This window comes from Cohnella sp. SGD-V74 (genome assembly GCF_003001675.1).
GTDB lineage: Bacteria > Bacillota > Bacilli > Paenibacillales > Paenibacillaceae > Cohnella.
Genome location: NZ_PVYW01000002.1, coordinates 553,867 through 577,407, shown reverse-complemented (window position 1 = coordinate 577,407; position 23,541 = coordinate 553,867). Strand labels below are relative to the sequence as shown.

Here is a 23,541-nt window from a genome sequence, read left to right as displayed (position 1 = left end):
TTTATAAAAGAATATCCCGAAAAGGAGGAATCTCTGATGGGACTGATGAGCTCGTACGAGCGGAAGGGCTACATGCAGGGGCTGAGCGAAGGCAAGGTGGAAGGTAAGATCGAGACTGCGGCCCGGATGTTGGAAGAAGGCCTGCCAGTCGAATTGATCGCTAAGGTGACGGGGTTGCCAGACCGGGATATCGAGCAGCTGAAAACGTCGCGCTAGAGGTGCGATCCGCCAAACAAAAAGAGGGGTCTTATCTAACAAAAAGACACCCCGTGCCGCTTAGTGCGGCGATCCATAACATTAAAGCGAACCGGCGAGAACAACCGTCGGTTCTTTCGCGTGGCTCCGTTCGGTACAATGAAAGCGCATCCCTTATTGCAAAGGAGCCATCGTTATGAACTTCGATTTGAACATCGTGCCGTTCAGCAGAAGGGAATCGTTCCTGGCGATTTCCTTGCTGCCGAAGGCCGACAATAGAGAGCAAGGCTTGTATTTGCGGACGGTGCGCGGAGGCGACGACAAGTTCGGCGAAGCGTTCCGCATCGAGCTGATCGATGCCGACGGCGCGGCGCTCCCTTTCGAGGCAGAAGCGTCACCGGAGCGGATTCGGCTGCATGCCGCAACCCAATCCGCACAAGGCCAAGCTGCGGCGGAAATCTGTCTTCCCGACGGCCGAACCGCCCGATTCCGCGCCGAAGGTTGCGGCATCCGGCTGACGTTCCGGACTTCGGCGTACGACTACGCTTACGAGACGTCCAGCGGCTGCTGGGAGGTCAACAGCTTCACCCACGAATGCCGGTTCATGCTGTCGTCGCTTGCGGGCGGCATGCGGACCGAGGTGCCGTGGGATAAAATCAAAAGCTCGCGCATTACCGCCGAGTTTCTGCCGGATCAGCGCACGGGCGTCGCGGAATTCGCCGCCGAGGAGTTCCGCACCGTGTGGGAGCCGGGACGTGTGTGGGAACCATTCGCCGATGCGGTCCACCGGGTGCGCGAGGAGTTCGCAGGCTGGCTGGAAGGCAGCCTTCCCGGACAGGAACGGCTGAAGGCTGGCCGTGAGCTGGCCGCCTACATTACGTGGAGCTGCCTCGTACCGGCGGAAGGTTGTCTGACCCGGCCGGCGATGTATATGTCCAAAAACTGGATGACGAACATTTGGAGCTGGGACCACTGCTTTAACGCGATGGCGCTCGTTCGACACGATCCGAAGCTCGCCTGGGACCAGTTCATGATCTTCTTCGACCGGCAGGACGAGAGCGGCCTTATTCCCGACTTCGTCAACGACAAGTACGAGCTGTGGAACTGCAACAAGCCGCCGATTCACGGCTGGACGCTGGCATGGATGATGCGGCGAACGGATTACATCAAGGACGCGCAATTGCGGGAAGTGTACGGGCCGCTGTCCAAATGGACAAAATGGTGGTTCCGCTACCGCGACGGCGACGGGGACGGCATCCCGCAGTACAATCACGGCAACGATTCGGGCTGGGACAACAGCACGGCGTTCAATAACGGCATTCCGGTGGAAAGTCCGGACCTGGCCGCGTTCCTGATTCTCCAGGCCGAGATTTTGGCGGAGATCGCCGGGCTGCTCGGTTACGCGGAAGAATCCGCCGAGTGGCGGCAGCTCGCCGCGGCGACGCAGGAGAAGATGCTGGCTCACTTCTGGAAGGGAGACCGCTTCATCGCCTGCCGCTCCGGCACGCACGAGCCGTCCGAAGGAGACACGCTGCTGCTGTTCGTCCCGATATTGCTCGGCCGCCGCCTGCCGGATCGCGTGCGCGAAACGCTGCTCGCCGGACTCCGCGACGAGAACCGCTTCCTGACGGCGAACGGCTGGGCGACCGAAAGCGTGAACAGCCCCTTCTATACGCCGGACGGCTATTGGCGGGGACCGATCTGGGCGCCTTCGACGATGCTGCTGGTCGAAGGGGCGGCCGCTGCGGGCGACCGAGAGTTGGCTCGCGAAGTCGCCCGTCGCTTCTGCGACATGCTGAACCGCAGCGGCATGGCGGAAAACTTCGACGCGATCAGCGGCGAAGGGCTGCGCGACCGGGCGTTCACCTGGACGTCGAGCGTGTTCCTCATTTTGGCGAACGAGTATTTGACCTAGGGCGTGTATGCAAACCCGCTCAGGGGCATCTTTCACCACCTTTTCGCCCCCTGCTTCGTCACTTTTGCTTGACGTACCCCCGGTACGCCTTCACAAAAGTTCCTTGCATGAAACGAAAATTCGGCCAAATCTGCTATCCTCGGAGGTTGCATACACGCCCTAGCCTCGCGAATCGCACTTCTTGCCGCCCGGCCGATCGTGGCCGGGGGAGAAGTGCTTTTGCCGTTTTTTGTCGGACGGCGCATTGTAAGACGGTTTTCGTCCATGCTACACTTCATATACGAATCGCCTGACACCAGCAACGAAGGAGACCGGAACCGATGCTCAAATTGCTGCTCAAACCGTTTTCCGCCCGTCTCTCCTATCAGAGCATCCGCACGAAGCTGCTCGTCTGTTTCCTCATCGTTACGGTCATTCCGCTGCTGTCCGTCGGAGCGCTGTCCTATTACCAGTCGGCGAAGGCGATCGATTCGCAGTTCGGCAAGTACGGGGAAAACGCCGTCGCCCAGCTTCAGCAGCAGACGAACGCTTATCTCACGCGAATGAGCCAGACGGCCGCCACCATCTATTCGTATTTGCTCGATCCGGCGAGAAGCGGACTCGGAGATCGCAGTCCGGGCACGTATCGCGAGATTTTGGATAAAAACAATTTCGAAAACTTCTTGAAAGCGCTTAAAACGGAAAGGAACGCCGGAATCTATATTATAGCCAAGTCAGGATATTACTATGGAGAGAACAATCTGGACGCGGCCAAGCTCGATCGCATTCCGGCCTGGAGAGCGATGCCGGACGATCCGACGGGAGATCACTGGTTGGGCTTTTATCCTCAGAATCATGGGATCAAGGATCCGGAGGAAGGGGAGCGGCTGCCGGTCGTGCTGGGCTTGGCCGAATCGATCAACAACCCTTACGGAGCGCTGCGCGGGAGCGTCATTCTGATCGAGGAGAACGCGGAAGATCTGCTGCGCATGTTCGAGCTGTTCGAGAGCGATACGCAGGCGCATCTGACCATCGCGGATTCGCAAGGACGCGTCGTCTACGAGACGGCGTCGGAGTATGAGGCCCGGGACAGCGACATCGTCTGGCACAAGGACATCGAAGCGAACGACTGGACGATCGAAGCGAGGCTGCCGGCCAAATCTTTTTACAGGTCCTCCGGTCTGATTCGTTCCAATACGGTTATTGCGGCCGTCGCGTCGACGCTGCTCGCTTTTGCGCTGGCTTACTTATTCTCTTCGCGATTTACCGCGCGTATCCGGCGCTTGAAGGATTCGATGCAGAAGGTCAGCTTCGGCATGCTGCAGACGAGAACGAAGGTCGAAGCCAAAGACGAGCTCGGCAGCCTGGACGTCAGCTTCAACAACATGGTCGGCGGCATCGAGTCGCTCATCCGCGAGGTGGAGACGAATGAACGGCAGAAGAAGGACGCGGAGCTGCGCGCTTTTCATTATCAGATCAATCCGCATTTGCTGTTCAACACGCTGAATTCGATCCAATGGAAAGCCCGGCTCCAGGGGGCGGAGGACATCCGCCAAATGCTGTACCACCTGACGATGGTGCTGGAGGGCAATCTGGACATTTCTCAAGAGCTGGTGCCGCTTGGGCGCGAGCTGCGGATTATCGAGCATTTTCTGAAGATTCAGGAGGTCCGCTACGGACCCGTGTTCCGATACGAGCTGGAATGCGATGAGGCGTTGAAAAAGTATCCCATACCCCGCATGACGCTGCAGCCATTGTTCGAAAATATCTTTTTCCACGGGTTCGAGGACGGCGAGGGCACGATACGGCTGGCGGTGGAGGATGAAGGAACGCTGCTCAGGCTCGAACTGACGGATAATGGAGCCGGCATACCGCCCGACAAGCTGCAGAAGCTGCTGCTGCCCGGAGAGAAACGCAAAGGAAGAGGCGGGCTCGGTTTGCGGAACGCGGATCAGAAAATCAAGCTGCATTTCGGAGTGCAGTACGGCTTGACAGTCAAGTCCGCTCCGGGCGAAGGAACGACGATCTTCATCAAATGGCCCAAGAAGGAGGAGAATCCGCATGGACACGTCGACGGGAACGATTAAGGTGCTGATCGCGGATGACGAGAGCATCGTGCGCAAAGGATTGCAGGCGACCGTGCCTTGGGAGAAGTACGGAATGGAAGTCGTCGCGGACGCGCCGAACGGCCGCAAGGCGTGGGAGGCGTTCCAGCTTCATCGGCCGCACGTCGTAATTACCGATATCGTCATGCCCGAGATGGACGGCATCGAGCTGTCGCGCAGAGTGAAGCAAGCCGCGCCGGATACGAGAATCGTCCTGTTAAGCTGCCACCGGGACTTCGAATATGCCAAAGAGGGGCTGAAGCTTGGCGCTTCGGGTTATTTGCTGAAGACGGCGTTCGAGGACGACGAGTTGGAGAGCATGCTGGAGCAGTTCCGCAAGGAGCTGTCCGCTCCGCGGCCGGATTCCGGCGACAATTCCCGCGAGGGAGTCGACGAGGAGAGACTGGGCACGCAGTTGTACGCGTGGCTAAGCGGCCACAGCGACAAGTTTGCGCGAGAGCTGGAAAAGCTGGCCGAAGCTAAAAGCTCATGGCAGGGGCAGCCGCTGTACGTCTATGCCGTCAAATCCGGCGTGGGTTGGCGAGAGGCTGCGGAAGAGTTGGGCCGGGACGGTGCGTTAAGGAAGAACGGCGCGATCATCCCGTTCAGCGAGGAACGCTGGTATTGGCTGCTCCCGTCCGCCCTCGCGGACGCCGCGGACGGCTGGCTCGTCGAACGCAAGAGCGAGAGAGCCGAGCTGCACTGGGCGAGGCTTGGCCCGGCCGAAGAGGCGGCCGAGTGGCTGCGGGCGATCTGTTCCCTGCATAAAGAAGCGGAAATGGAGAAAACGTACGGAGTGTCGTCCGGAGAATGGCCGGAGCCGATCTGGAAGGCGCTCAGGCTGATGCACGACAACCCGGCCGCAGATTGGTCGGTCAGCGACGTCGCTGGACAGGTCGGCCTCAGCCGCAGCCATTTCTCGATCCTGTTCAAGAAGACGGTCGGTCTCAGCTTCGTGGCGTATCAATACAAGCGCAAGCTGAAGATCGCCAGCGAATTGCTTAAGGATACTTCCCTGACGATGCAGGATATCGCCGAGCGCACCGGTCTGGGCGACAGCAAATATTTCAGCAAATGGTTCAAGCGCTGCACTGGACAGACGCCGAGCCACTACCGCGCGCAACAAAAAGACGGCGCGTCCCGAACAGAATGACACCCGATCCCGAACATCGAACAAAAGCGCACGAAGGTCCGAATAGATGTCCGTTTTGAACCGCTTTCATGTCCTTTATGATAAGGATGTAAGCGGTTCAATTACTTTAGCTCGAATTCAAGGGGAGGCAGCACGAATGAAAAAGAAAAGCTCTGCACTTCTACTGTCCGCAACGATGATCGTCTCTTTGTTAACCGCCTGCGGAGGGGGCGGCGACAAGGCGGATAACAGCCAGCCGTCCGCCACGTCTTCCTCCGGCGGAAGCTCCGGAGGCACGAAAACGGTTCGCTTCGCGACTTGGGATACGGGCGACGCGCTGAAGATTCAGCAGGACATCGCCAAGAAATTCGAAGAAAGCAATCCCGGAACGAAGGTGCAGGTAGAAGCTTACGCCGACGGCTTCGATCAGAAGCTTGCCGCGGGCTTCGGAGCGACGAACCCGCCGGACGTGATGTACATGTGGGATTTCCCGACGTACCATCAGTCGCTTGAGCCGCTGGACGATTACGCTTCCAAGGACGCCAGCCTGAACATCGACGATTTCTATTCCGGCCTGTTCAATTACGGCAAGATCGACGGCAAGCTGTACGGCATTCCGGTCGGGTTTACGACCCGCGTTGTGTACTACAACAAGAAGCTGTTCGACGAGGCGCAGGTGCCTTATCCGCAGGACGGATGGACATGGGACGACTTCAAGGACATCGCCGCCAAGCTGACCGACAAGGGCAAGAAGCAATACGGCTTCGGCGTTCGCGCCTCCAACGATACGTACGATCTGCAAGGCTTCGTCTGGAGCAACGGCAGCTCGTTCATCTCCGAGGACGGCAAGACGATCGAAGGCTACATGAACAGCCCGGAAACCGCGGAAGCGATTCAAATTTTCGGCGACCTGGTGAAGAACGGCTCCGGGGTGCTCGTCGGCGGCAAAGGCCAGCAGAGCGGCGAGGACATTTTCAAAGCCGGCAAGCTTGCCATGTGGGAGAGCGGAATTTGGCCGCTCGCGGGCTTCAAGGAAGCGGGCATCGACATTGGCACGGTGGAAATGCCGGCGTTCCCGGGCAAGCCGGTCAAAGGCATCATCGCGGAATCCGCGCTGTCGATCGCCAAGGATTCGAAGCAGAAAGATCTCGCTTGGGAGTTCGTGAAGTTCTTCGTCTCCAATGAGGCGATCAAGATGCGCACCGCCGATCTGCCTGTTCGCGTCAGCGTCGTTAACGAGCTGAAGGTCGACCAAGATCCGCTGTACAAACCGTTCTACACGATGCTGGAGCGCTCCGACAATACGCCGGCCTTCCTGCTCAACGCCAAGTGGAACGAAGTGAACCGGCATCTGTCCGCCGCGATCGAAGCGGTCGTGCACGGCGCATCCGCTCAGGAAACTCTGAACGAAGCGGTGAAGGATGGAGTTCGTTACTTGAAATAGCATGCTGAGTGTTCAAAAGGTCCGGTTGGACGAAGACCGGTGATGAGGAGCGGAATGTAGTCAAACCTACATGAGCACCGGAAGAACCGGCTGAATCCAAGATTCGACGCCGAATCGGCTACAGAGAGTTACTTCGTGATCAAAACCGAACTTTTTGAACTACCGTACAAATGAGAGTTTAAAAAGTTCGGTTTTCAGCACCAAGAAGATTGGACGAAGACCGGTGATGAGGAGCGGAATGTAGTCAAACCTACATGAGCACCGGAAGAACCGGCTGAGTTCAAGATTCGATGTCGAGTAGGCTTCCTGTGATACATCGTGATCAAAACCGAACTTTTTGAACTACCTCTTAAGGAAAGAAGGTTAAGAGATGGCTAAACTCGACCCTGCTCAAGCGGGAACATACACGGCCAGCCTCAAGCCTGCAAGGAAACGCGGACGGGGTAGGGTCACTCCCTACCTCTTCGTTTTTCCATGGCTGTTCGGATTCCTCGCGTTTACGTTAGGCCCGCTGATCTTTTCGCTCGTCATCTCGTTCTTCGATTGGCCGATCGTCGGCCAGGTCAAGTTTGTCGGCTTCGGCAATTACATCGAGATGTTCACTCAAGATTCGCTGTTCTGGAAGTCGTTCGGCGTAACGGTCAAGTTCGCCGCGCTGTTCGTGCCGCTTAATATTGTCGTCGCGCTCGGCTTGGCTATGCTGCTGAACCAGAATGTGCGAGGCAGCGCCTTTTTCCGCACCGCGTTCTACTTGCCGTCCGTCATTTCCGGCGTTGCGCTGGCGATGATCTGGGCGTGGGTGTACAGCGGCGAATACGGCATTTTGAACTATTTCCTGTCTCTCGTCGGCATCGACGGTCCGGATTGGCTGAACGATACGAGATGGTCGCTCGTCGCGATGGTCATCGCCAGCCTGTGGGGCCAAGGCGCCATGATGCTCATTTTCCTGGCGGGATTGAAAGGCATTCCGAAGGACTTGTACGAATCTGCGTCGATCGACGGAGCCGGCAGGCTCAGACAGTTCCGCAGCATTACGATTCCGATGCTCAGCCCGACCATTCTGTTCAACCTTATCACATCGATTATCGCGGCGTTCCAGCAGCTTACCCTGGCTCTCGTCTTAACCGGGGGAGGCCCGCTCAAGTCGACTTATTTTTACGCGATGTACATCTACGAGAACGCCTTTAAATATTTCAAGATGGGCTATTCCGCGGCGAACGCCTGGTTCATGTTCCTGATCGTGCTCTCGCTGTCGTTCCTCGTGTTCAAGTCGTCGGCGGCCTGGGTGTACTACGAGGGCGAGATCAAGAGCGGCGCGAAGGCGAAGTCCGGAGCAAGGAGGCGGTCCGCATGAGAAAGACGATTGTTTACGCATTGCTGACGTTCTGTTCGCTGCTGTTCATCGCTCCGCTGTTCTGGGCGCTGACGACGGCGATCAAGGACCCGACCGAGCTGTATCTGTTTCCGCCGAAATGGCTGCCTTCCGTATGGAAGTTCGGCAATTTTGCAGAAGCTTGGACGGTGCAGCCGTTTAATGTATTTCTGAAAAATACGGTGATCGTAACCGTGATGGCGACGCTTGGGCAGCTCGTCTCGTGCGCGCTCGTCGCATACGGGTTCGCCCGGTTCGAGTTCAAGGGACGCAACTTCCTGTTCCTCGTCGTCCTGTCGACGATGATGATTCCGTGGGAAGTCACGATGATTCCGCAGTATATGGAGTTCAATTATCTTGGCTGGATCAATACGCTTAAACCGCTTATCGTGCCTGCATGGTTCGGCTCGGCCTACTTCATCTTCCTGCTGCGGCAGTTTATCCTGACTCTTCCGAGAGAGCTGGACGAAGCGGCGACGATCGACGGGGCGAGCAAGATGGGCATTTTCCTCCGGATTATCGTCCCTCTGATGGGACCGGCGCTCATTCTCGTCGGCGTCTTCCAGATGATGAGCTGCTGGAACGACTATCTCGGACCTTTGATCTTCCTGAACGATCAGTCCAAATATACGCTGACGCTCGGCCTGGCGCAGTTCAAGGGCATGTTCGGCGTCGATATGCAATCGATTATGGCGATTACGTGCCTGATCTCGATATTGCCGCTGGCGGTATTCTTCTTCGCGCAGAGGTACATTGTCGGGGGTATCGCCGGAACGGGCATCAAAGGCTAGCAAATGCAAGGCAAGGGCTGTCCGCCCTTTATAGAGAGAAATGAGAGGAGAAGACATCCATGCGGGACTTGAATGCAACGAAGGATTGGGAAAATCTCCAGGTGTTAGAGCGAGGGAGGGCGAAGAGCAGAGCGTATTTCGTCCCGTTCCCGAGCGCTTCCGAAGCGCTGGGCTACGACCGGGGAAGCTCTCCCTGGTTCAAGTCGCTTAACGGCGTCTGGAAGTTCAAATATGCGGAAAGACCGGATCTGGCTCCGGAAAAATTTTACGAGGAAGGCTATGCGATCGGAGCGTGGGACGACATTCGGGTGCCGGGGCATTGGCAGCTTCAGGGCTACGGCAATCCTCATTATACGGACTTGTACTATCCATTCCCCGTCGATCCGCCGCGCGTGCCGAACGATAATCCTACAGGCTGCTACGTCCGTCAATTCGAATTGCCCGAGCACTGGAACGGCCGGAAGATCGCGATCAAATTCGACGGCGTGGACAGCGCGTTCCACGTCTGGGTTAACGGACAGTTCGTCGGCTACAGCCAAGGCAGCCGTCTGACCTCGGAGTTCGACGTGACGCCTTACGTAATCGGGGGCGTGAACCGGCTGGCGGTGCGCGTCTATCAATGGTCCGACGGAAGCTATCTGGAGGATCAGGATATGTGGTGGATGAGCGGTATTTTCCGCGACGTCTACTTGGTGGCCGAGCCTGCGGCCGTCCGGATCGCCGACTATCGGGTCGTGACCGAGCTGGACGAAAACTATCGCGACGCGATTCTGAGCGTGCGCGCGGAGCTGGCAGGGACATCGGTGTCCGGCAACCTTAAGCTGCGGCTGCTGGATGCGGAAGGCGCGGAGATTGCCGCGGCGGAGAGCGGCGTGGAAGGCGGCGCTGTCGATATCGCGGTGCCGGTCAGAGGGCCGGCGCTGTGGAGCGCAGAAAGCCCGGCGCTATACCACCTGACGCTGGAGCTGTTCGACCGGGCGGGCCGATTGGCGGAGGCAGTGGCGCAGCGCGTCGGCTTCCGCACAATAGAGGTTCGGGATGGCCAGTTTCTCGTTAACGGCAAGGCGATCTTGCTGAAGGGCGTCAATCGCCACGACCATCACCCGGATACGGGACGGACCGTGTCGCTCGCGACGATGCGCGAGGACGTGTTGATGATGAAGCGGCACAACATCAATGCGGTTCGGACGGCGCACTATCCGAACGATCCGCGTTTCTACGACTTGTGCGACGAATACGGTCTGTACGTGATGGAAGAAACCGACTTGGAGACGCACGGCTTCGAGCCGCTCGGCAACATTTCGCGGCTCAGCGACGATCCGCAGTGGGAGGACGCTTACGTCGACCGGATGCGCCGCATGGTGGAGCGGGATAAGAACCATCCGTCCGTGCTGTTCTGGTCGCTCGGCAACGAGTCGGGCTTCGGCTGCAACTTCCGGGCGATGTCCGCAAGGTGCAAAGAGAACGATCCGACTCGGCTCGTCCATTACGAGGAGGATCGGGAAGCGGAAGTGTGCGACGTCGTCAGCACGATGTACTCGTCCGTCGAGAAGATGGAAGGCTTCGGCAAGCTGGAAGACCATCCGAAGCCGCACATCCTGTGCGAATTCGCCCACGCGATGGGCAACGGGCCCGGCGGGCTGAAGGAATATTTCGAGACGTTCGACGCCTATCGCAGATTGCAGGGCGGTTTCGTCTGGGAGTGGATCGACCACGGTCTGACCCTTCGCAAGGAGAAAGGCCGCATCGATTACGCTTACGGCGGAGATTACGGCGACGAGCCGAACAACGGCAACTTCGTCATCGACGGACTTGTCCGTCCCGACCGTACGCCTTCTCCCGGGCTGATCGAGTACAAGAAAATCATCGAGCCGGTGAAGGTCGAGCATCTCGGCGGCGGTCGCGTCCGCATCGTTAACCGTTACGATTTCCTGACGCTGGATCATCTGAGCGTTTCCTGGTCGCTGGCAATTGGCGGGCGTCCGTTGCGCAGCGGCGTATTGGCTCTGCCGAGCATCGAGCCGGGCGAGAGCGCAGAGCTGGATGTTCCGTTTGGTGAGCAGGGCGTTGGCCGCGGGGAAGAAGAATGGCTGAATCTAAGCTTCGCGCTGAAGGCGGATCAAGCTTGGGCGAAGGCGGGGCATGAGGTCGCCTGGGCGCAATTCCTGCTCTGCGAGGCAGGCGTGCAGGCGGCGCCAAGCGAAGGCGCGGTTCTGGCGTGCACCGAGGAAGGCCGCCGGATCGCGGTCGGCAACGACGGGTTCCGCGCGACGTTCGAAGCGTCGCGGACGGGGCTCGCCTCCTGGACGGCCGGCGGCAAAGCGTTGATGCTGAACGGGCCGCGGCTTAACTTCTGGCGCGCGCCGATCGACAACGATATGTACGTCGTCGCGGACTGGCGCAAGGCGCATCTGGACCGGTTGACGGAACGGGTCGACAGCTTCCGCTGGGAGCGCCTCGGCGCAAGCGCGATCCGCGCGCGCTGGACGTCCCGCGTCGCTCCTCCCGTGCACGACTGGGGCTTCCGCTGCGAGACGACCTATACGGTGACGGGCTCCGGCCTGATCGTCGTCGACGTCCACGGCGTGCCGGAAGGCAAGCCGCCGGCGATGCTGCCGAAGATCGGATTGCAGCTCGAGCTGCCGGGGGACGCGGAGCATGTCGAATGGTACGGACGCGGACCGGGAGAGAGCTACTCCGACAGCAAGCAGGCAGGCAAATTCGGCGTCTACGAGATGACCGTCGACGAGTTGTTCACGTCTTACGTGTATCCGCAGGAAAACGGCAACCGCACCGACGTCCGCTGGGTGTCGGCGACGGACGGAGCGGGCATCGGTCTGCTGGCGGCGGGAGCGCCGACGCTGGAATTCAGCGCGCGCCGGTATACCGACCGTGACCTGGAGACGGCGAAGCACGAGAGCGATCTTGCGCCGCAGGAGTTCATCACGCTGAATTTGGATTACCGGCAGAACGGACTGGGCAGCAACAGCTGCGGCCCGGCGCAGCTGCCGCCGTACGCGGTCGGCTCGGAGGAGTTCCGGTTTCGGATTTTGCTCGCGCCTTACTTGGCGGGAGATCATGCTCCGGAGCGGTTAAGCAGGAGAATGGCTGCGGAAGCGGCGCAATGGATGAAGGGGGAATAAGCGATGCTGAATACAGCCGACGTATTGAACTTGACGGGCAAGGTGGCGGTCGTCACGGGAGGAGCTTCCGGCATCGGGCTTGCGACTGCGGAGCTGCTGGCGGGCTTCGGAGCGCATGCCGTGCTGCTCGATATTAACGATGAGCTGGGCGAACGGGCGGTCGCGGGCATTCGCGGCGAAGGGGGAGAGGCGAGCTATTATCGCTGCGACGTCTCCTCTGCCGAAGATTGCAAGCGAGTGGCGGCGGAGATCGATTCCGCGCGCGGCCGCATCGATATTTTGTTCAACAACGCGGGTGTCATTCGGCGCCGGACCGTGGTCGAGCTCGAGGAGCGCGACTGGGATCTCGTGCTGGACGTGTCGCTGAAAGGCGTGTACCTGCTGTCCAAGCACGTCATTCCGATTATGGAGCGGAGCGGCGGGGGCAGCATTATCAACTCCGGCTCCGGCTGGGGGTTGAAGGGCGGCGATCGCGCCGCGGCTTACTGCGCGGCTAAAGCGGGCGTCGTCAACCTGACCAAAGCGATGGCGATCGACCACGGAGCGCAGAACATTCGCGTCAACTGCGTGTCGCCCGGCGACACGGACACGCCGCTGCTTCGCGACGAAGCGAAGCAATTACGGCGAGACGAGGCGGCGTTCCTCGTCGATTCGGCCAAAGGCCGTCCGCTCGAGCGGCTCGGCACGCCGCGCGACATCGCCAACGCGGTGCTGTTCCTCGCGAGCGACCTGTCGTCGTGGGTGACCGGCAGCGTGCTCGTCGTCGACGGCGGCGGCATTGCTTGAGTTCGAGCCTAACCCTTTTTTCGGAATACAGTGAACTTCATGTTCATGAGGTCAATCGATATAGTAAAGGAGGCGTTACCTTTGTCCGAAAATAGAGCTTTTGCTCATCCCTATATCCCGAATACGGTGCCCGAAGTTCAGGAGGCGATGCTGAAGGAGATCGGTTTGACGTCGATCGAGCAGCTGCATGAGGCCATCCCGGACAGCTTGAAGCTGGGCGGACTGATGGACCTGCCGCCGGCGCTGAACGAGTACGAGCTGCGCCGGCATGTCGAAGGTCTGCTGGCAAAGAACAAGCACGCCGGAGCGGGCGGTTATTTGAACTTCCTCGGCGCGGGCTGCTGGCAGCACTTCGTGCCGGCGATCTGCGACGAGATCAATCAGCGCTCCGAGTTCGTCACCGCCTATGCCGGCGAGCCGTACGAGGATCACGGCCGCTTCCAGGCGCTGTTCGAATACCAGAGCCTGGTCGCCGAGCTGGTGGATATGGACGTCGTTAACGTGCCGACGTTCGATTGGGCTCAGGCCGCATCCACGGCGATCCGTATGGCGGGCCGGATGACCGGCCGTCCCGTTGCATTGCTGCCGAAGTCGGTCGATCCCGACAAGGCGAAAATCATCCGCAACTACTGCACGCCGGTCATGGAGCTGCGCGAGATCGAGATCGACGCAGCGACGGGCAGGCTTGATTTGGAGGATCTTCGCCGCAAGCTGGGCGAGGACGTCGCGGCCGTCTACTTCGAGAATCCGGGTTTCCTTGGCGTCATCGAGGACCGGGGCGCGGAGATCGCGGCACTGGCCCGCGGGGCCGGAGCGATCGCGATCGTTGGCGTCGATCCGATCTCGCTCGGCCTTCTGGAGCCGCCTAGCCGCTACGGCGCCGACATCGTGTGCGGCGACCTGCAGCCGCTCGGCATGCATATGAATTACGGCGGCGGCCAGTCCGGCTTTATCGCCACCCGGGATGAGGAGAAGTTCGTCATGGAATACCCTTCCCGGTTGTTCGGCATCGTGCCGACCGAGGTGGAAGGGGAATACGGCTTCGGCGACGTCGCTTACGAGCGCACTTCGTTCGCTCTGCGCGAGAAGGGCAAGGAGTCGGTCGGCACGCAGACCGCGCTCTGGGGCATTACGGCCGGCGTTTACTTGTCGCTGCTCGGGCCTCACGGCATGAGAGAGCTGGGCGAGACGATCGTGCAGAAGGCGCGTTACGCCGCCCGCAGGCTGGCGGCCATCCCCGGCGTAACGCTGCGGTTCGGCGAGACGGCTTTCTTCAAGGAGTTTGTCGTCGACTTTGGCGGCACCGGCTTGACGGTTGACGAGATCAATCGGCGGCTGCTGGCGGAAGGTATTTTCGGAGGCAAGGACTTGTCCGCAAGCTATCCCCAATGGGGACAATGCGCGCTCTACTGCGTAACCGAAATCCACTCCCAGGCCGATCTGGATCGGCTCTCGGACGCGATCAGAAAGGTTGTGAGCCCTCAATGAGCCATGCATCGACGAACAAATCATCCGGCCCTATGCAGCGGATTCGCAGAGATCATAAAGTGCGTAATTTCCACCAGGCAAAATGGGACGAACCGGTCGTATTCGAGCTGCATCGTTCGGGAGAGCGAGGCGTTATCCCGCCAGGTACGGAGGCAGGCATTGCGTCCGAAGTCGGAGGAGCGGCTTCGCTCATTCCCGCGACGATGCGCCGGAGCGAAGCGCCCAAGCTGCCGGAGATCGGTCAGGCCAAGGTGCTGCGCCACTATTTGCGGCTGTCGCAGGAGACGCTCGGCTCCGATCTGAACGTGGAGATCGGGCAGGGGACCTGCACGATGAAATATATTCCGCGCATCAACGAGATGCTCATACGCACGCCGAGCATGATGGAGCTGCACCCGCTGCAGGACCCTGACACCGCGCAGGGAATGCTGGAAATCTATCACAAGCTCGATCTGGCGATGCGCGAGATTTCCGGAATGGATGCTTTCTCGTTCCAGCCAAGCAGCGGCACGCAGGCTTTGCTGGCAATGGCCTCGATCGTCCGTGCTTACCACGAATCCCGCGGAGAAGGGGACCAACGCGACGAGATCATCACGACGATCTTCTCCCATCCTTCCCAGGCGGCGACTGCGGCGGTCAAAGGCTACAAGATCATTACGCTGCATCCCGACGAGGACGGCTTCCCGGATCTGGAGAAGCTGAAGAACGCCGTCTCCGAGCGCACGGCGGGTTTCGTTGTCGCCAACCCGGAGGATACCGGCATCTACAATCACCGGATTCGCGAGTTTACCGACGTCGTGCACGCGGCGGGAGGCGTCTGCTTCTACGACCAGGCCAACGCCAATGGCCTGCTCGGCATCACGCGGGCGAAGGAAGCGGGCTTCGACATGTGCTTCTTCAACCTGCATAAGACGTTCGCCGCTCCCCACATGTGCGGAGGGCCGGCAACGGGGGCGCTTGGCGTGGCGGAGCCGTTCGTACGCTTCCTTCCGGGGCCGCTGGTCGTACACGAGGACGGCAAGTATGCGCTGAAGGATCAGCCGGACGTGAGCATCGGCAAGGTGCGCAGCTTCCACGGCGTCGCCCAGACGGTGCTGCGCTCCTACGCCTGGATTATGAGCCTTGGCGCGGAAGGGCTGCGCGACGTTGCGCGCATTGCCGTGCTGAACAACAACTACTTGTATCATAAAATATTGCAAATTCGCGGCGCGAGCGCCCCTTACATTAAGGGCCGCCGCCTGGAGCAGGTGCGCTACAGCTGGAAGCAGCTGACCGACGAGACGGGCGTGACGACGGAAGACATCACGCGCCGGATGTGCGACTTCGGCCTCCATTACTGGACGTCCCATCATCCGTATATCGTGCCGCAGCCGTTCACGCTGGAGCCGACCGAGTCGTATTCCAAGGAGGATCTGGACGAGTATATTCAGGCTTTGGCGCACATTTCCGAGGAAGCGTACACCAGCCCGGACATCGTAAAGACCGCTCCGCACAACAGCACCGTCCACCGCAACGACGAATCGTCTCTGGACGACCCGGCCCAGTGGTGCATCACCTGGCGGGCGTACTTGAAGAAGACGCAGGCGAAGTAGCAGCTTGATGAAGGGAGGCTCCCACCAGGGGCCTTTCTTCATCTTTCGGGCGATGGCCCCCGCGGACGAGGGGAGTAAGCGCGCCGTGCGAGCTTATCTCAAGCGGTGTCCCAGACGGTCAGGCAGCAAGGAAAGGAGCAACAGATGGCTTATTTGCAGGAATTGTGGAGGTTGCCCGCGGGGGTGAGGCGTTTCCTCGCGACGGAGGCGCTGTACGGAATCGGGATCGGCATGTACGCGCTCGTGCTGAACTTGCACCTGCTGTCGCAAGGACTGAAAGCCGATCAAGTCGGAACGCTTGCGTCTATCGGCATTCTGATCATGGGCGTGTCGGCCATTCCCGTCTCGCTGCTGGCGAATCGGCTGGGGCGCAAGCGGCTGCTCGCGGTCGGAGCGGGATTTGTCGCCGCGGGCAGCTTGACGTATGCCGTCAGCGAAAGCTTCGGCTATTTTCTCGCGGCGCAGACGCTCGTCTCCGTCGGGCTTACGTTGGTCGAGACGACGGAAGTGCAGCTGCTGTTTCGTTACTGCGCGAATCGCAAGGAGGAGACGCGGGCCTATTCGCTTATGTTTGCGGTATTTACCGCGTTCACGGGAGCGGGAATGCTGGCTGCGGGATACTTGGCGGGAGGCGGGGGAGACGGCGGAACTTATCGGACGCCGCTGCTGCTGTCCGCGGCGATTTTGCTGTCGCTCGGCGTTCTGAGGGCAGTATGGCTTCCATCCGAGAAGAAGCGGGCCGCAGCGGAGGACAAGCCTGCAACGCCTTCAGGGGGAGCACCGCAAGAAACGCTCGTTCCAAGCGGCGAACCCGAGGAAGCCCCGGCGACCGCAAAGATTGGGCTCCGCCGCAAGCTGTGGCTGTTCGCCTTCTTCCTCGCTTTGATCAGCGGGTCTTTGGCGCTTACCGGCTCGTTCCTGAACGTCATCGTCAAGTTCCGTCTCGATTGGGCGGACGGCAGCGTATCGCAATTGCTGGCGGCGAACGGCTTGGTCCTGTTCGTCTGCTCGCTGCTGACGCCCTATTTGATCGAACGGTTCGGGAGAAATACTGCCATTGTCGCCGTATTCGCGAGCAATCTGCTTCTGTTCGCGCTGCTGTATGCGCAGCTTCCCGAGCTGCTGTTCGTGGCGCTGTTCCTGCTGCGCGGAGGAGGCACGACGATGCTGTCCAACCTGCTCGACAGCCAGTTGATGTCCGCCTTCTCCGATCGAGAGCGGAATTTGTTCGCGGGGATGAGGTCGGTGTTCCGCAGCGCCGGCTCCTCTGGGGCGACTTATGCGGCGGGATGGATACTGGCGGGAGAGGACTACCGTCTGCCGTTTCTGCTGACGGCCGTTGCGCTGGCGTTCGTTCTGGCCTTTTACGCGAAATGGATTCGCCCGGTTCTGTGACCGGGCTTTTTTCGTGACCGAGGCATTCCCTCTCTCGATGGCACCCATCACGATTCTGTACGCGTTCGCTGATCCGAAGGTGTACAATGGTTGGGGAATTACGATCAAGGAGGGACTATTATGCTTGCGAAAATCATGACTTTTAATCTGCGGTTAAACGTGGAGTCGGACGGAGAGAACGCATGGCCGCTGCGGGTGCGAGCGGCTGCCGAGGCGATCAAGCGCCACGATGCGGATATCGTTGGGATTCAGGAAGGGCTGCTCGCCATGATCAAAGATCTGGAGCCGTTGCTGCCGGAATATGCCTGGGTCGGCGAAGGTCGGGAAGGCGGCGAGGAAGGCGAATACAGTGCGATTCTGTACAAGAAAGGGAAGTGGAGCGCGGAGGAGGTCGGTGTCTTCGGCCTGTCGGAGACGCCGGAGAAGCTGGGCGCGATGAGCTGGAATACGGCTTGCCCGCGCATGTGTACATGGGCGAGATTCAAGTCGGCCGACGGAGCGGAATTCGCTGCGTTCAACACCCATCTGGATCATATCAGCGATGAAGCCCAGACGAAGGGAATGGCGCTGATCCGTCAGCGGATCGAACGGTTCCGCGAGACGACCGGTCTTCCCGTCGTCCTGACGGGGGACTTCAACGTCGGCCCGGCGCACATCGTCGTATCCGGCTTGGAAGGAGCGGGCTATCTTAACGCCTATTCTGTTCTAGCGGAAGGCAGCCAAGGCGTCGGCCGGACGTTCCATGAGTTTCTGGGCGGTGAGCCGGGAGAGCCGATCGATTACATATTCGCGTCGCCGGATCTGGAGATCGCCGGCGTCGAGGTCGACCGCGGACGGTACGACGGGCGCTATCCATCGGACCATTATCCGGTGTCCGCGACGGTAAGACGGATAAGCGATTAGGTTGAACAGAACGAGACGACTCTGTCACCAGAATGTAAGAACCGGAGGGTATACTGCAAGCTATACTCATCTTTCTACAGTCTGGAGTTGTAACCAATGACCTTGTTGAGAACGGTAGACTTAACGAAAATATACGGACGGGAGCCGAATCTCGTCAAAGCGCTCGACGGCGTTACGATGGAGGTGCGGGAGGGACAATTCGTCGCCATCGTCGGCAGCTCGGGCAGCGGGAAGTCGACGCTTCTGCACATGCTCGGAGGGTTGGACCGACCGACCGGAGGGCAAGTGTTCATCGGAGGCAAATCGCTGTTCGAGATGAACGACGACGAACTGACCGTATTCCGCAGGCGCAAAATCGGTTTCGTGTTCCAGCAGTACAATCTCGTGCCGATCCTGAACGTCTACGAAAATATCGTGCTGCCAATCGAGCTGGATGGGAACGCGATCGACAGGGAGTTCGTGGAACATGTCGTTCGGACGCTGGGACTCGCGCAGAAGCTGAATAGCTTGCCCGGCGAGCTGTCCGGCGGACAGCAGCAGCGGGTCGCCATCGCCCGCGCGCTGGCTGCGAAGCCTGCGATCATTTTGGCGGACGAGCCTACGGGGAATCTGGACAGCCGCACGAGCCAGGAAGTAATCGGGCTGCTGAAAGTGACGAGCCGTCAGTTCAACCAGACGATCGTCATGATCACCCACAGCGAAGAGATCGCGCAGTTGGCCGACGCCGTCGTCCGTATCGGGGACGGCAAGATCGTCGGAGGGATGCGGCCATGATGTTCCCGAACGCCAACAAAGCCGCGATAGACAAGCTGATGAAGCGGAGCCTGAAGGCGAACCGTTCCAGAAACCGCTACGTCGTGCTGGCGATTGCCTTGACGGCTTGGCTGATTACGTCCGTGTTCAGCATCGGTCTGAGCTACGTGCAATCGTTCGAAGCGCAAGCGCAAAAAATGCAAGGAACGACTGCGGATGCGAGATTGGCGAATCCGACGGCGGAGCAAGTGACGCGTCTGCAGGGCATGGCGGACGTGAGCGAGGTCGGTCTGGAGGTACAAGTCGCACGTTGGGTTCCCCCGGTGGCGGACGATGGGCTGGCTGCCTCCTTCGCATGGTACGATGACGTTGAATGGCGCAAGATGAGAGCGCCGCTCTGGGGCAAGAGCGCGAACGAATATCCGGACGGCCGGAACGAAGCGATCGTGCCGACCTGGATTTTGGACGAGTTGGGCATCGAAAAGCCGCAGGCGGGGATGACCGTTTCCTTGACTTACTCCGCGCGACCGACAGGCGGAGAGGGACTGGTCGAACGCACGGAGTCCTTTGTCCTGAGCGGATGGTATACCGACTATTCGCATTTGGCGGGACGCGCCGGGACGATCGTCGTCTCGAAGGCTTTCGCCGACGACATTCGGGGAGGAACCGAGCCCGGGGCAGGGACGGTCGCTTCCGTCTCGTTCAAGAGCGGAAAAGACGTCGGAGCTTCGATGCAGCGAGCGGAGGAACAATTGGGTCTGAGCGGCAAGCAGCCGTTCGATCCGGTGCAAAGGACGGTCGGCGATCCCGCGGACCGGGCCCGGACATACGCGGGGATGGGGGGAATGGTCGCCCTCGTCATGTTCAGCGGCTACTTGCTCGTCTATAACGTTCTTTACGTATCCGTCTCTACGGATACGAAGCAATACGGCTTATTGAAGACGATCGGCGCCACCCGGAGGCAGATCAAGCGGCTTGTTCGCGGCCAGGCCAATCGCCTGGCGCTGGTCGGCGTACCGCTCGGGCTCGCCGCGGGCGCGGTTACGTCCTTCGTCGCCGTGCCGCTCGCGCTTCGAATCACTTCGCTCGAGACGGATGCGGAAATCTCGTTCCACCCGGTCATATTCGTCGGAGCGGCGTTGTTCGCCTGGCTGACGACGATGGCCGGCAGCCGGAAGCCCGCGAAGATCGCCGGGCGGATATCGCCGATCGAAGCCTCGAAATATGAGCAAGCCTCCCGGAAGCGAAAACGGGGACGGGGCGGCGCCAAGCTCCACCGCATGGCGCTGCGCAATCTGTTCCGCGACAAGAAGCGGGCAGCGACCGTGTTCCTGTCGCTGTTCCTGGGGATGACGACGTTCCTGACCGCGAACACGCTTGTGCTCAGCATGGATGCCGACAATTTCGTCGACACTTATGTCGGCAACGACTTCGAAGTCGAGAACGAAACGTTCGGCTTCAGGTACGAGGGCGAACCGAAGCCGCTGCTCACGAACAGTCTGATTGAGCAAATCCGGCAGATCGACGGGGTTGAGGACATTCGGGCGACTTACGTGCAGAGAGCGTACATGCCTTATTCCGCCGACGTGTTCGGCAAATATATGGATGCCTTCGCCGAGCAGAGCGGCTTCGAGCGGCCGTCCGACGAGGAGTTGTCCGTGAACCGGGAAGGATTTGCGGGCTTCGCGGTCGGGCTGGATACCCGGGATATAGAAAAGCTGAATGAGGAACTGGAGACGCCGATCGACCTCGAGCGATTCGAGAAGGGCGAGATCGCTCTTCTGAACACGCCGAACGTGGAGCGGGGAGCAAGCATTATGCTGGGGCTGCCCGGCGGCTCCGCCGAATGGGATTTCGAGGTAGGAGGGGAAGTTCCGCACACTTACGGAATTCCTTTCGGCAGCTTCGCTCCGAACGTATACGTAAGCGAGCAGGCGATGAGGCAGTGGCTCGGACAGGAGCCGATAGCCTACCGACTGGCCATACAAGCCGATGAGAATCGGCATCCGCAAATTCAGGAGAGGCTCGAATCGCTGGTTGCCGATTCCCGCGAGCTGAAGCTTTCTTCCAAGCTGGATTGGGCGGAGCAGCTTGAATCCGCCAAAGTCGTTTTCTACATCCTCGGAGGCGCCGTTACGCTTATTCTGGCTTTGATCGGCATACTGAACTTCGTCAGTACGATGCTCACGAGCGTTGTCGTCCGCAAGAAGGAGTTCGCGGTGATGGAAAGCATCGGCATGACGCGCAAGCAGCTGCGCAACCTGTTATTATGGGAAGGGACGGGGTACGCGGCGATCTCTCTTCTGCTCGTGTCCACGCTCGGCACGCTGATCAGCTACGGCGCGTACGCCCTGTTCAGCCAGGAAGCGGATTACGCGATTTATACGTTCCCGGCGGTGCCGCTGGCGGTCGCTTTCGCGCTGATCCTTGCTTCTTGCTGGATCGTTCCGTTCGTTGCTTTTCACAGAGTCGGAAAGAAGAGCATCGTCGAACGGCTGCGGGAAGCAGGCTGAGCGAAGAAGTGCAACGGTTGAACGAAGAGGTCCAACGCAACGGCTCGACGAAGAGGGACTAAACGCTGCCCCGGTTCCGAGAGGGCTCCGCAAGGAAGGATGGAGATTCGAATGGCGACGATCTTGATCGTGGAAGACGATCGTCCTCTAAACGAAGGGTTGGCGTACGCGCTCGGGGCGGACCACTATGAGATCGTATCGGCTTACTCCTGCGAGGAAGGGCTGGCTGCTTTCCGCAGCCGCGAAATTCACCTGATCCTGCTCGACGTCAACCTCCCCGATCGCCCGGGAAAGGAGCTGTGCTCGGCCGTCCGCGCCACCTCGGACATTCCGATCGTTTTTCTGACGGCCAACGATACCGAGAAGGACATGGTGCTCGGCTTTAAGCTCGGAGCGGACGATTACATGGCCAAGCCGTTCAGCATGGCCGTGCTCCGCGAGAGGGTGAAGGCCGTGCTTCGCAGAGGCGGGAGCGGAGACCATGGAGCGCTGTTCGCATACCAAGAATTGACGATTCATTATGATAAAATGAAAGTGTTCAAGAGCGGCCAAGAGCTCAAGCTGACGACGAACGAATTCAAGCTGCTTGCTGCGCTGACCCAGAACCGCAACCAGGTGCTGACGCGGGACGTTCTTCTGGAGAAGCTGTGGGACGCGGGGGGCAACTTCGTGGACGAGAATACGCTCAGCGTGACGATCAAGAGATTGCGAAGCAAAATCGAGAACGATCCGAAGCGGCCGCGCTTCGTCAAAACCGTGTTCGGAATCGGCTATACCTGGGGAGACTAGACGATGAGAAGCTCCTTTGTCCGCATCATTATCGTATGTTCGGCATTGTACGCGCTCGCTTGCGGCGCGTTTTTTGCCGTTCTCGCCTGCTCTCGGGCGGACAAGGAGATTTGGTGGGGGGCGGCGGCATTCGTCCTGGCGACGGCTGCTATTTTCGCGGGCTACTTGCTGTCGCTGCGCTCGAGGATGATAGAGATTCTGGACAAGCTGTCGCTGACCGTGCAGTCGCTGATCGACGGGCAGGACAAGCAGCAATTCCCCGTCTCCGAGGACAATCTGCTCTCCAAGCTGCAGGATCAGGTGCTGAAGCTGTCGGGCATTTTAAGGATGCAGAAGCTTCGGTACAAGGAAGAGGGCGAGGAGATGAAATCGCTCATTACGGACATTACCCACCAGCTTCGGACGCCGCTCGCCAATCTGAATATGTATAACGGGCTGCTGGCGGACGAATCGCTGCCTCCGGACAAAAGAACGGAGTTTGCCCGAATTATGCGGGATCAGACGGAGAAGCTGACGTGGCTTATGGACAGTCTGGTGAAAATCTCCCGGCTGGAGAGCGGAATCATCGAGATTCGCGCGGAGAGGGGGAACGTTGCCGATACGGTGCTGGCGGCGATCAAGACGGCTTATCCTTCGGCGGAAGAGAAGGAACTGGAGATCGCGTTGGAGGGGAGTCGGTCCGTTCAACTGCTTCATGACGCGAAGTGGACGGGCGAGGCGATCGGCAACGTGCTGGACAACGCGATCAAATATACCCCCGCTGGCGGCAGCATCAAGGTGACCGTCGAACGGTACGAGATGTTCGCCCGAATCGACGTCGCCGACAACGGACGCGGCATTCCCGAAGCCGAGCTTGCCAAGGTGTTCCAGCGGTTTTTCCGGGGGGCCTCCTCGTCCGATACGCCGGGCGTCGGCGTCGGCCTGTACTTGGCGCGTAAAATTTTGGCGGAGCAGGGCGGTTACGTGAAGGTATCTTCGGAGCCGGGCCGGGGGAGTGTGTTCTCGCTTTTCCTGCCGGTCGACACAGCCGAGATTGTATGATATGGTGTAGGAAACCCATAGGCATTCCACTCCTTCCAGAGTGGGGTGCCTTCGTCTATATTTGCGGGTTTTTACATTTAATGTATCCCTATCATTCCGAAAGGACATGGAGGTCGTGATGCTATGTTTCTCTATTTGTCCCCGTCCAGGGGAGATCGGACGGCTGCCGGTAAAGCGCTAAGATCACTCATATAGAGGAGAGGAT

Annotated in this window: 16 protein-coding genes and 1 pseudogene; all 17 read left to right on the top strand. The window is 59.6% G+C overall.

Translation table 11 applies throughout. The features are described from left to right. Nucleotides 1-216: pseudogene (locus tag B0G52_RS04915) on the top strand (DUF4351 domain-containing protein); the annotation flags it as partial. A 175-nt stretch (nucleotides 217-391) separates the two neighbouring features. After that, the gene (locus B0G52_RS04910; protein WP_094042386.1) at nucleotides 392-2,110 is read left to right on the top strand and encodes an amylo-alpha-1,6-glucosidase; all 1,719 of its coding nucleotides are present in this window, start codon (nucleotides 392-394) and stop codon (nucleotides 2,108-2,110) included. A gap of 320 nt (nucleotides 2,111-2,430) precedes the next feature. After that, on the top strand, nucleotides 2,431-4,176 hold the full coding sequence (locus B0G52_RS04905; RefSeq protein WP_094042385.1) for a cache domain-containing sensor histidine kinase: 1,746 nt from the start codon (nucleotides 2,431-2,433) through the stop codon (nucleotides 4,174-4,176). Continuing rightward, on the top strand, nucleotides 4,151-5,347 hold the full coding sequence (locus tag B0G52_RS04900; protein ID WP_094042384.1) for a response regulator: 1,197 nt from the start codon (nucleotides 4,151-4,153) through the stop codon (nucleotides 5,345-5,347). Before B0G52_RS04905 ends, B0G52_RS04900 begins: the two co-directional genes overlap by 26 nt. A gap of 136 nt (nucleotides 5,348-5,483) precedes the next feature. Further along, nucleotides 5,484-6,770 carry an ABC transporter substrate-binding protein gene (locus B0G52_RS04895; RefSeq protein ID WP_094042383.1) on the top strand — a complete coding sequence of 429 codons (1,287 nt, stop codon included), beginning with the start codon at nucleotides 5,484-5,486 and terminating at the stop codon, nucleotides 6,768-6,770. 370 nt (nucleotides 6,771-7,140) lie between these two features. Next, complete coding sequence (locus tag B0G52_RS04890; protein ID WP_094042382.1) at nucleotides 7,141-8,124, top strand: carbohydrate ABC transporter permease; 984 nt, start codon at nucleotides 7,141-7,143, stop codon at nucleotides 8,122-8,124. Continuing rightward, entirely contained in the window at nucleotides 8,121-8,933 is an 813-nt protein-coding gene (locus B0G52_RS04885; RefSeq protein WP_094042381.1) for a carbohydrate ABC transporter permease, read from the top strand. The genes B0G52_RS04890 and B0G52_RS04885 overlap by 4 nt, the downstream gene beginning before the upstream one ends. Before the next feature lie 59 nt (nucleotides 8,934-8,992). Then, nucleotides 8,993-12,076 (top strand): beta-galactosidase, LacZ type, encoded by a 3,084-nt coding sequence (gene lacZ, locus B0G52_RS04880; protein ID WP_094042380.1) that lies wholly within the window; start codon nucleotides 8,993-8,995, stop codon nucleotides 12,074-12,076. A gap of 3 nt (nucleotides 12,077-12,079) precedes the next feature. Then, nucleotides 12,080-12,862, top strand: a complete 783-nt coding sequence (locus tag B0G52_RS04875) for an SDR family NAD(P)-dependent oxidoreductase (RefSeq protein WP_094042379.1) — start codon at nucleotides 12,080-12,082, stop codon at nucleotides 12,860-12,862. Between the two features lie 81 nt (nucleotides 12,863-12,943). Beyond that, a complete protein-coding gene (gene gcvPA / locus B0G52_RS04870; protein ID WP_094042378.1) occupies nucleotides 12,944-14,350 on the top strand; it encodes an aminomethyl-transferring glycine dehydrogenase subunit GcvPA in 1,407 nt (468 codons plus the stop codon). A gap of 32 nt (nucleotides 14,351-14,382) precedes the next feature. Next, nucleotides 14,383-15,942 carry an aminomethyl-transferring glycine dehydrogenase subunit GcvPB gene (gene gcvPB / locus B0G52_RS04865; protein WP_094042425.1) on the top strand — a complete coding sequence of 520 codons (1,560 nt, stop codon included), beginning with the start codon at nucleotides 14,383-14,385 and terminating at the stop codon, nucleotides 15,940-15,942. A 144-nt stretch (nucleotides 15,943-16,086) separates the two neighbouring features. After that, a complete protein-coding gene (locus B0G52_RS04860) occupies nucleotides 16,087-17,337 on the top strand; it encodes an MFS transporter (protein WP_094042377.1) in 1,251 nt (416 codons plus the stop codon). Between the two features lie 120 nt (nucleotides 17,338-17,457). After that, nucleotides 17,458-18,240 carry an endonuclease/exonuclease/phosphatase family protein gene (locus B0G52_RS04855; protein ID WP_094042376.1) on the top strand — a complete coding sequence of 261 codons (783 nt, stop codon included), beginning with the start codon at nucleotides 17,458-17,460 and terminating at the stop codon, nucleotides 18,238-18,240. Between the two features lie 96 nt (nucleotides 18,241-18,336). Continuing rightward, nucleotides 18,337-19,014: an ABC transporter ATP-binding protein gene (locus B0G52_RS04850; RefSeq protein WP_094042375.1), complete on the top strand. Its 678-nt coding sequence runs from the start codon at nucleotides 18,337-18,339 to the stop codon at nucleotides 19,012-19,014. Next, nucleotides 19,011-21,506: an ABC transporter permease gene (locus tag B0G52_RS04845; protein ID WP_094042374.1), complete on the top strand. Its 2,496-nt coding sequence runs from the start codon at nucleotides 19,011-19,013 to the stop codon at nucleotides 21,504-21,506. Before B0G52_RS04850 ends, B0G52_RS04845 begins: the two co-directional genes overlap by 4 nt. A gap of 111 nt (nucleotides 21,507-21,617) precedes the next feature. Continuing rightward, the gene (locus B0G52_RS04840; protein WP_094042373.1) at nucleotides 21,618-22,295 is read left to right on the top strand and encodes a response regulator transcription factor; all 678 of its coding nucleotides are present in this window, start codon (nucleotides 21,618-21,620) and stop codon (nucleotides 22,293-22,295) included. Between the two features lie 3 nt (nucleotides 22,296-22,298). Further along, the gene (locus B0G52_RS04835; protein WP_094042372.1) at nucleotides 22,299-23,336 is read left to right on the top strand and encodes a sensor histidine kinase; all 1,038 of its coding nucleotides are present in this window, start codon (nucleotides 22,299-22,301) and stop codon (nucleotides 23,334-23,336) included. Nucleotides 23,337-23,541 lie beyond the last annotated feature (205 nt).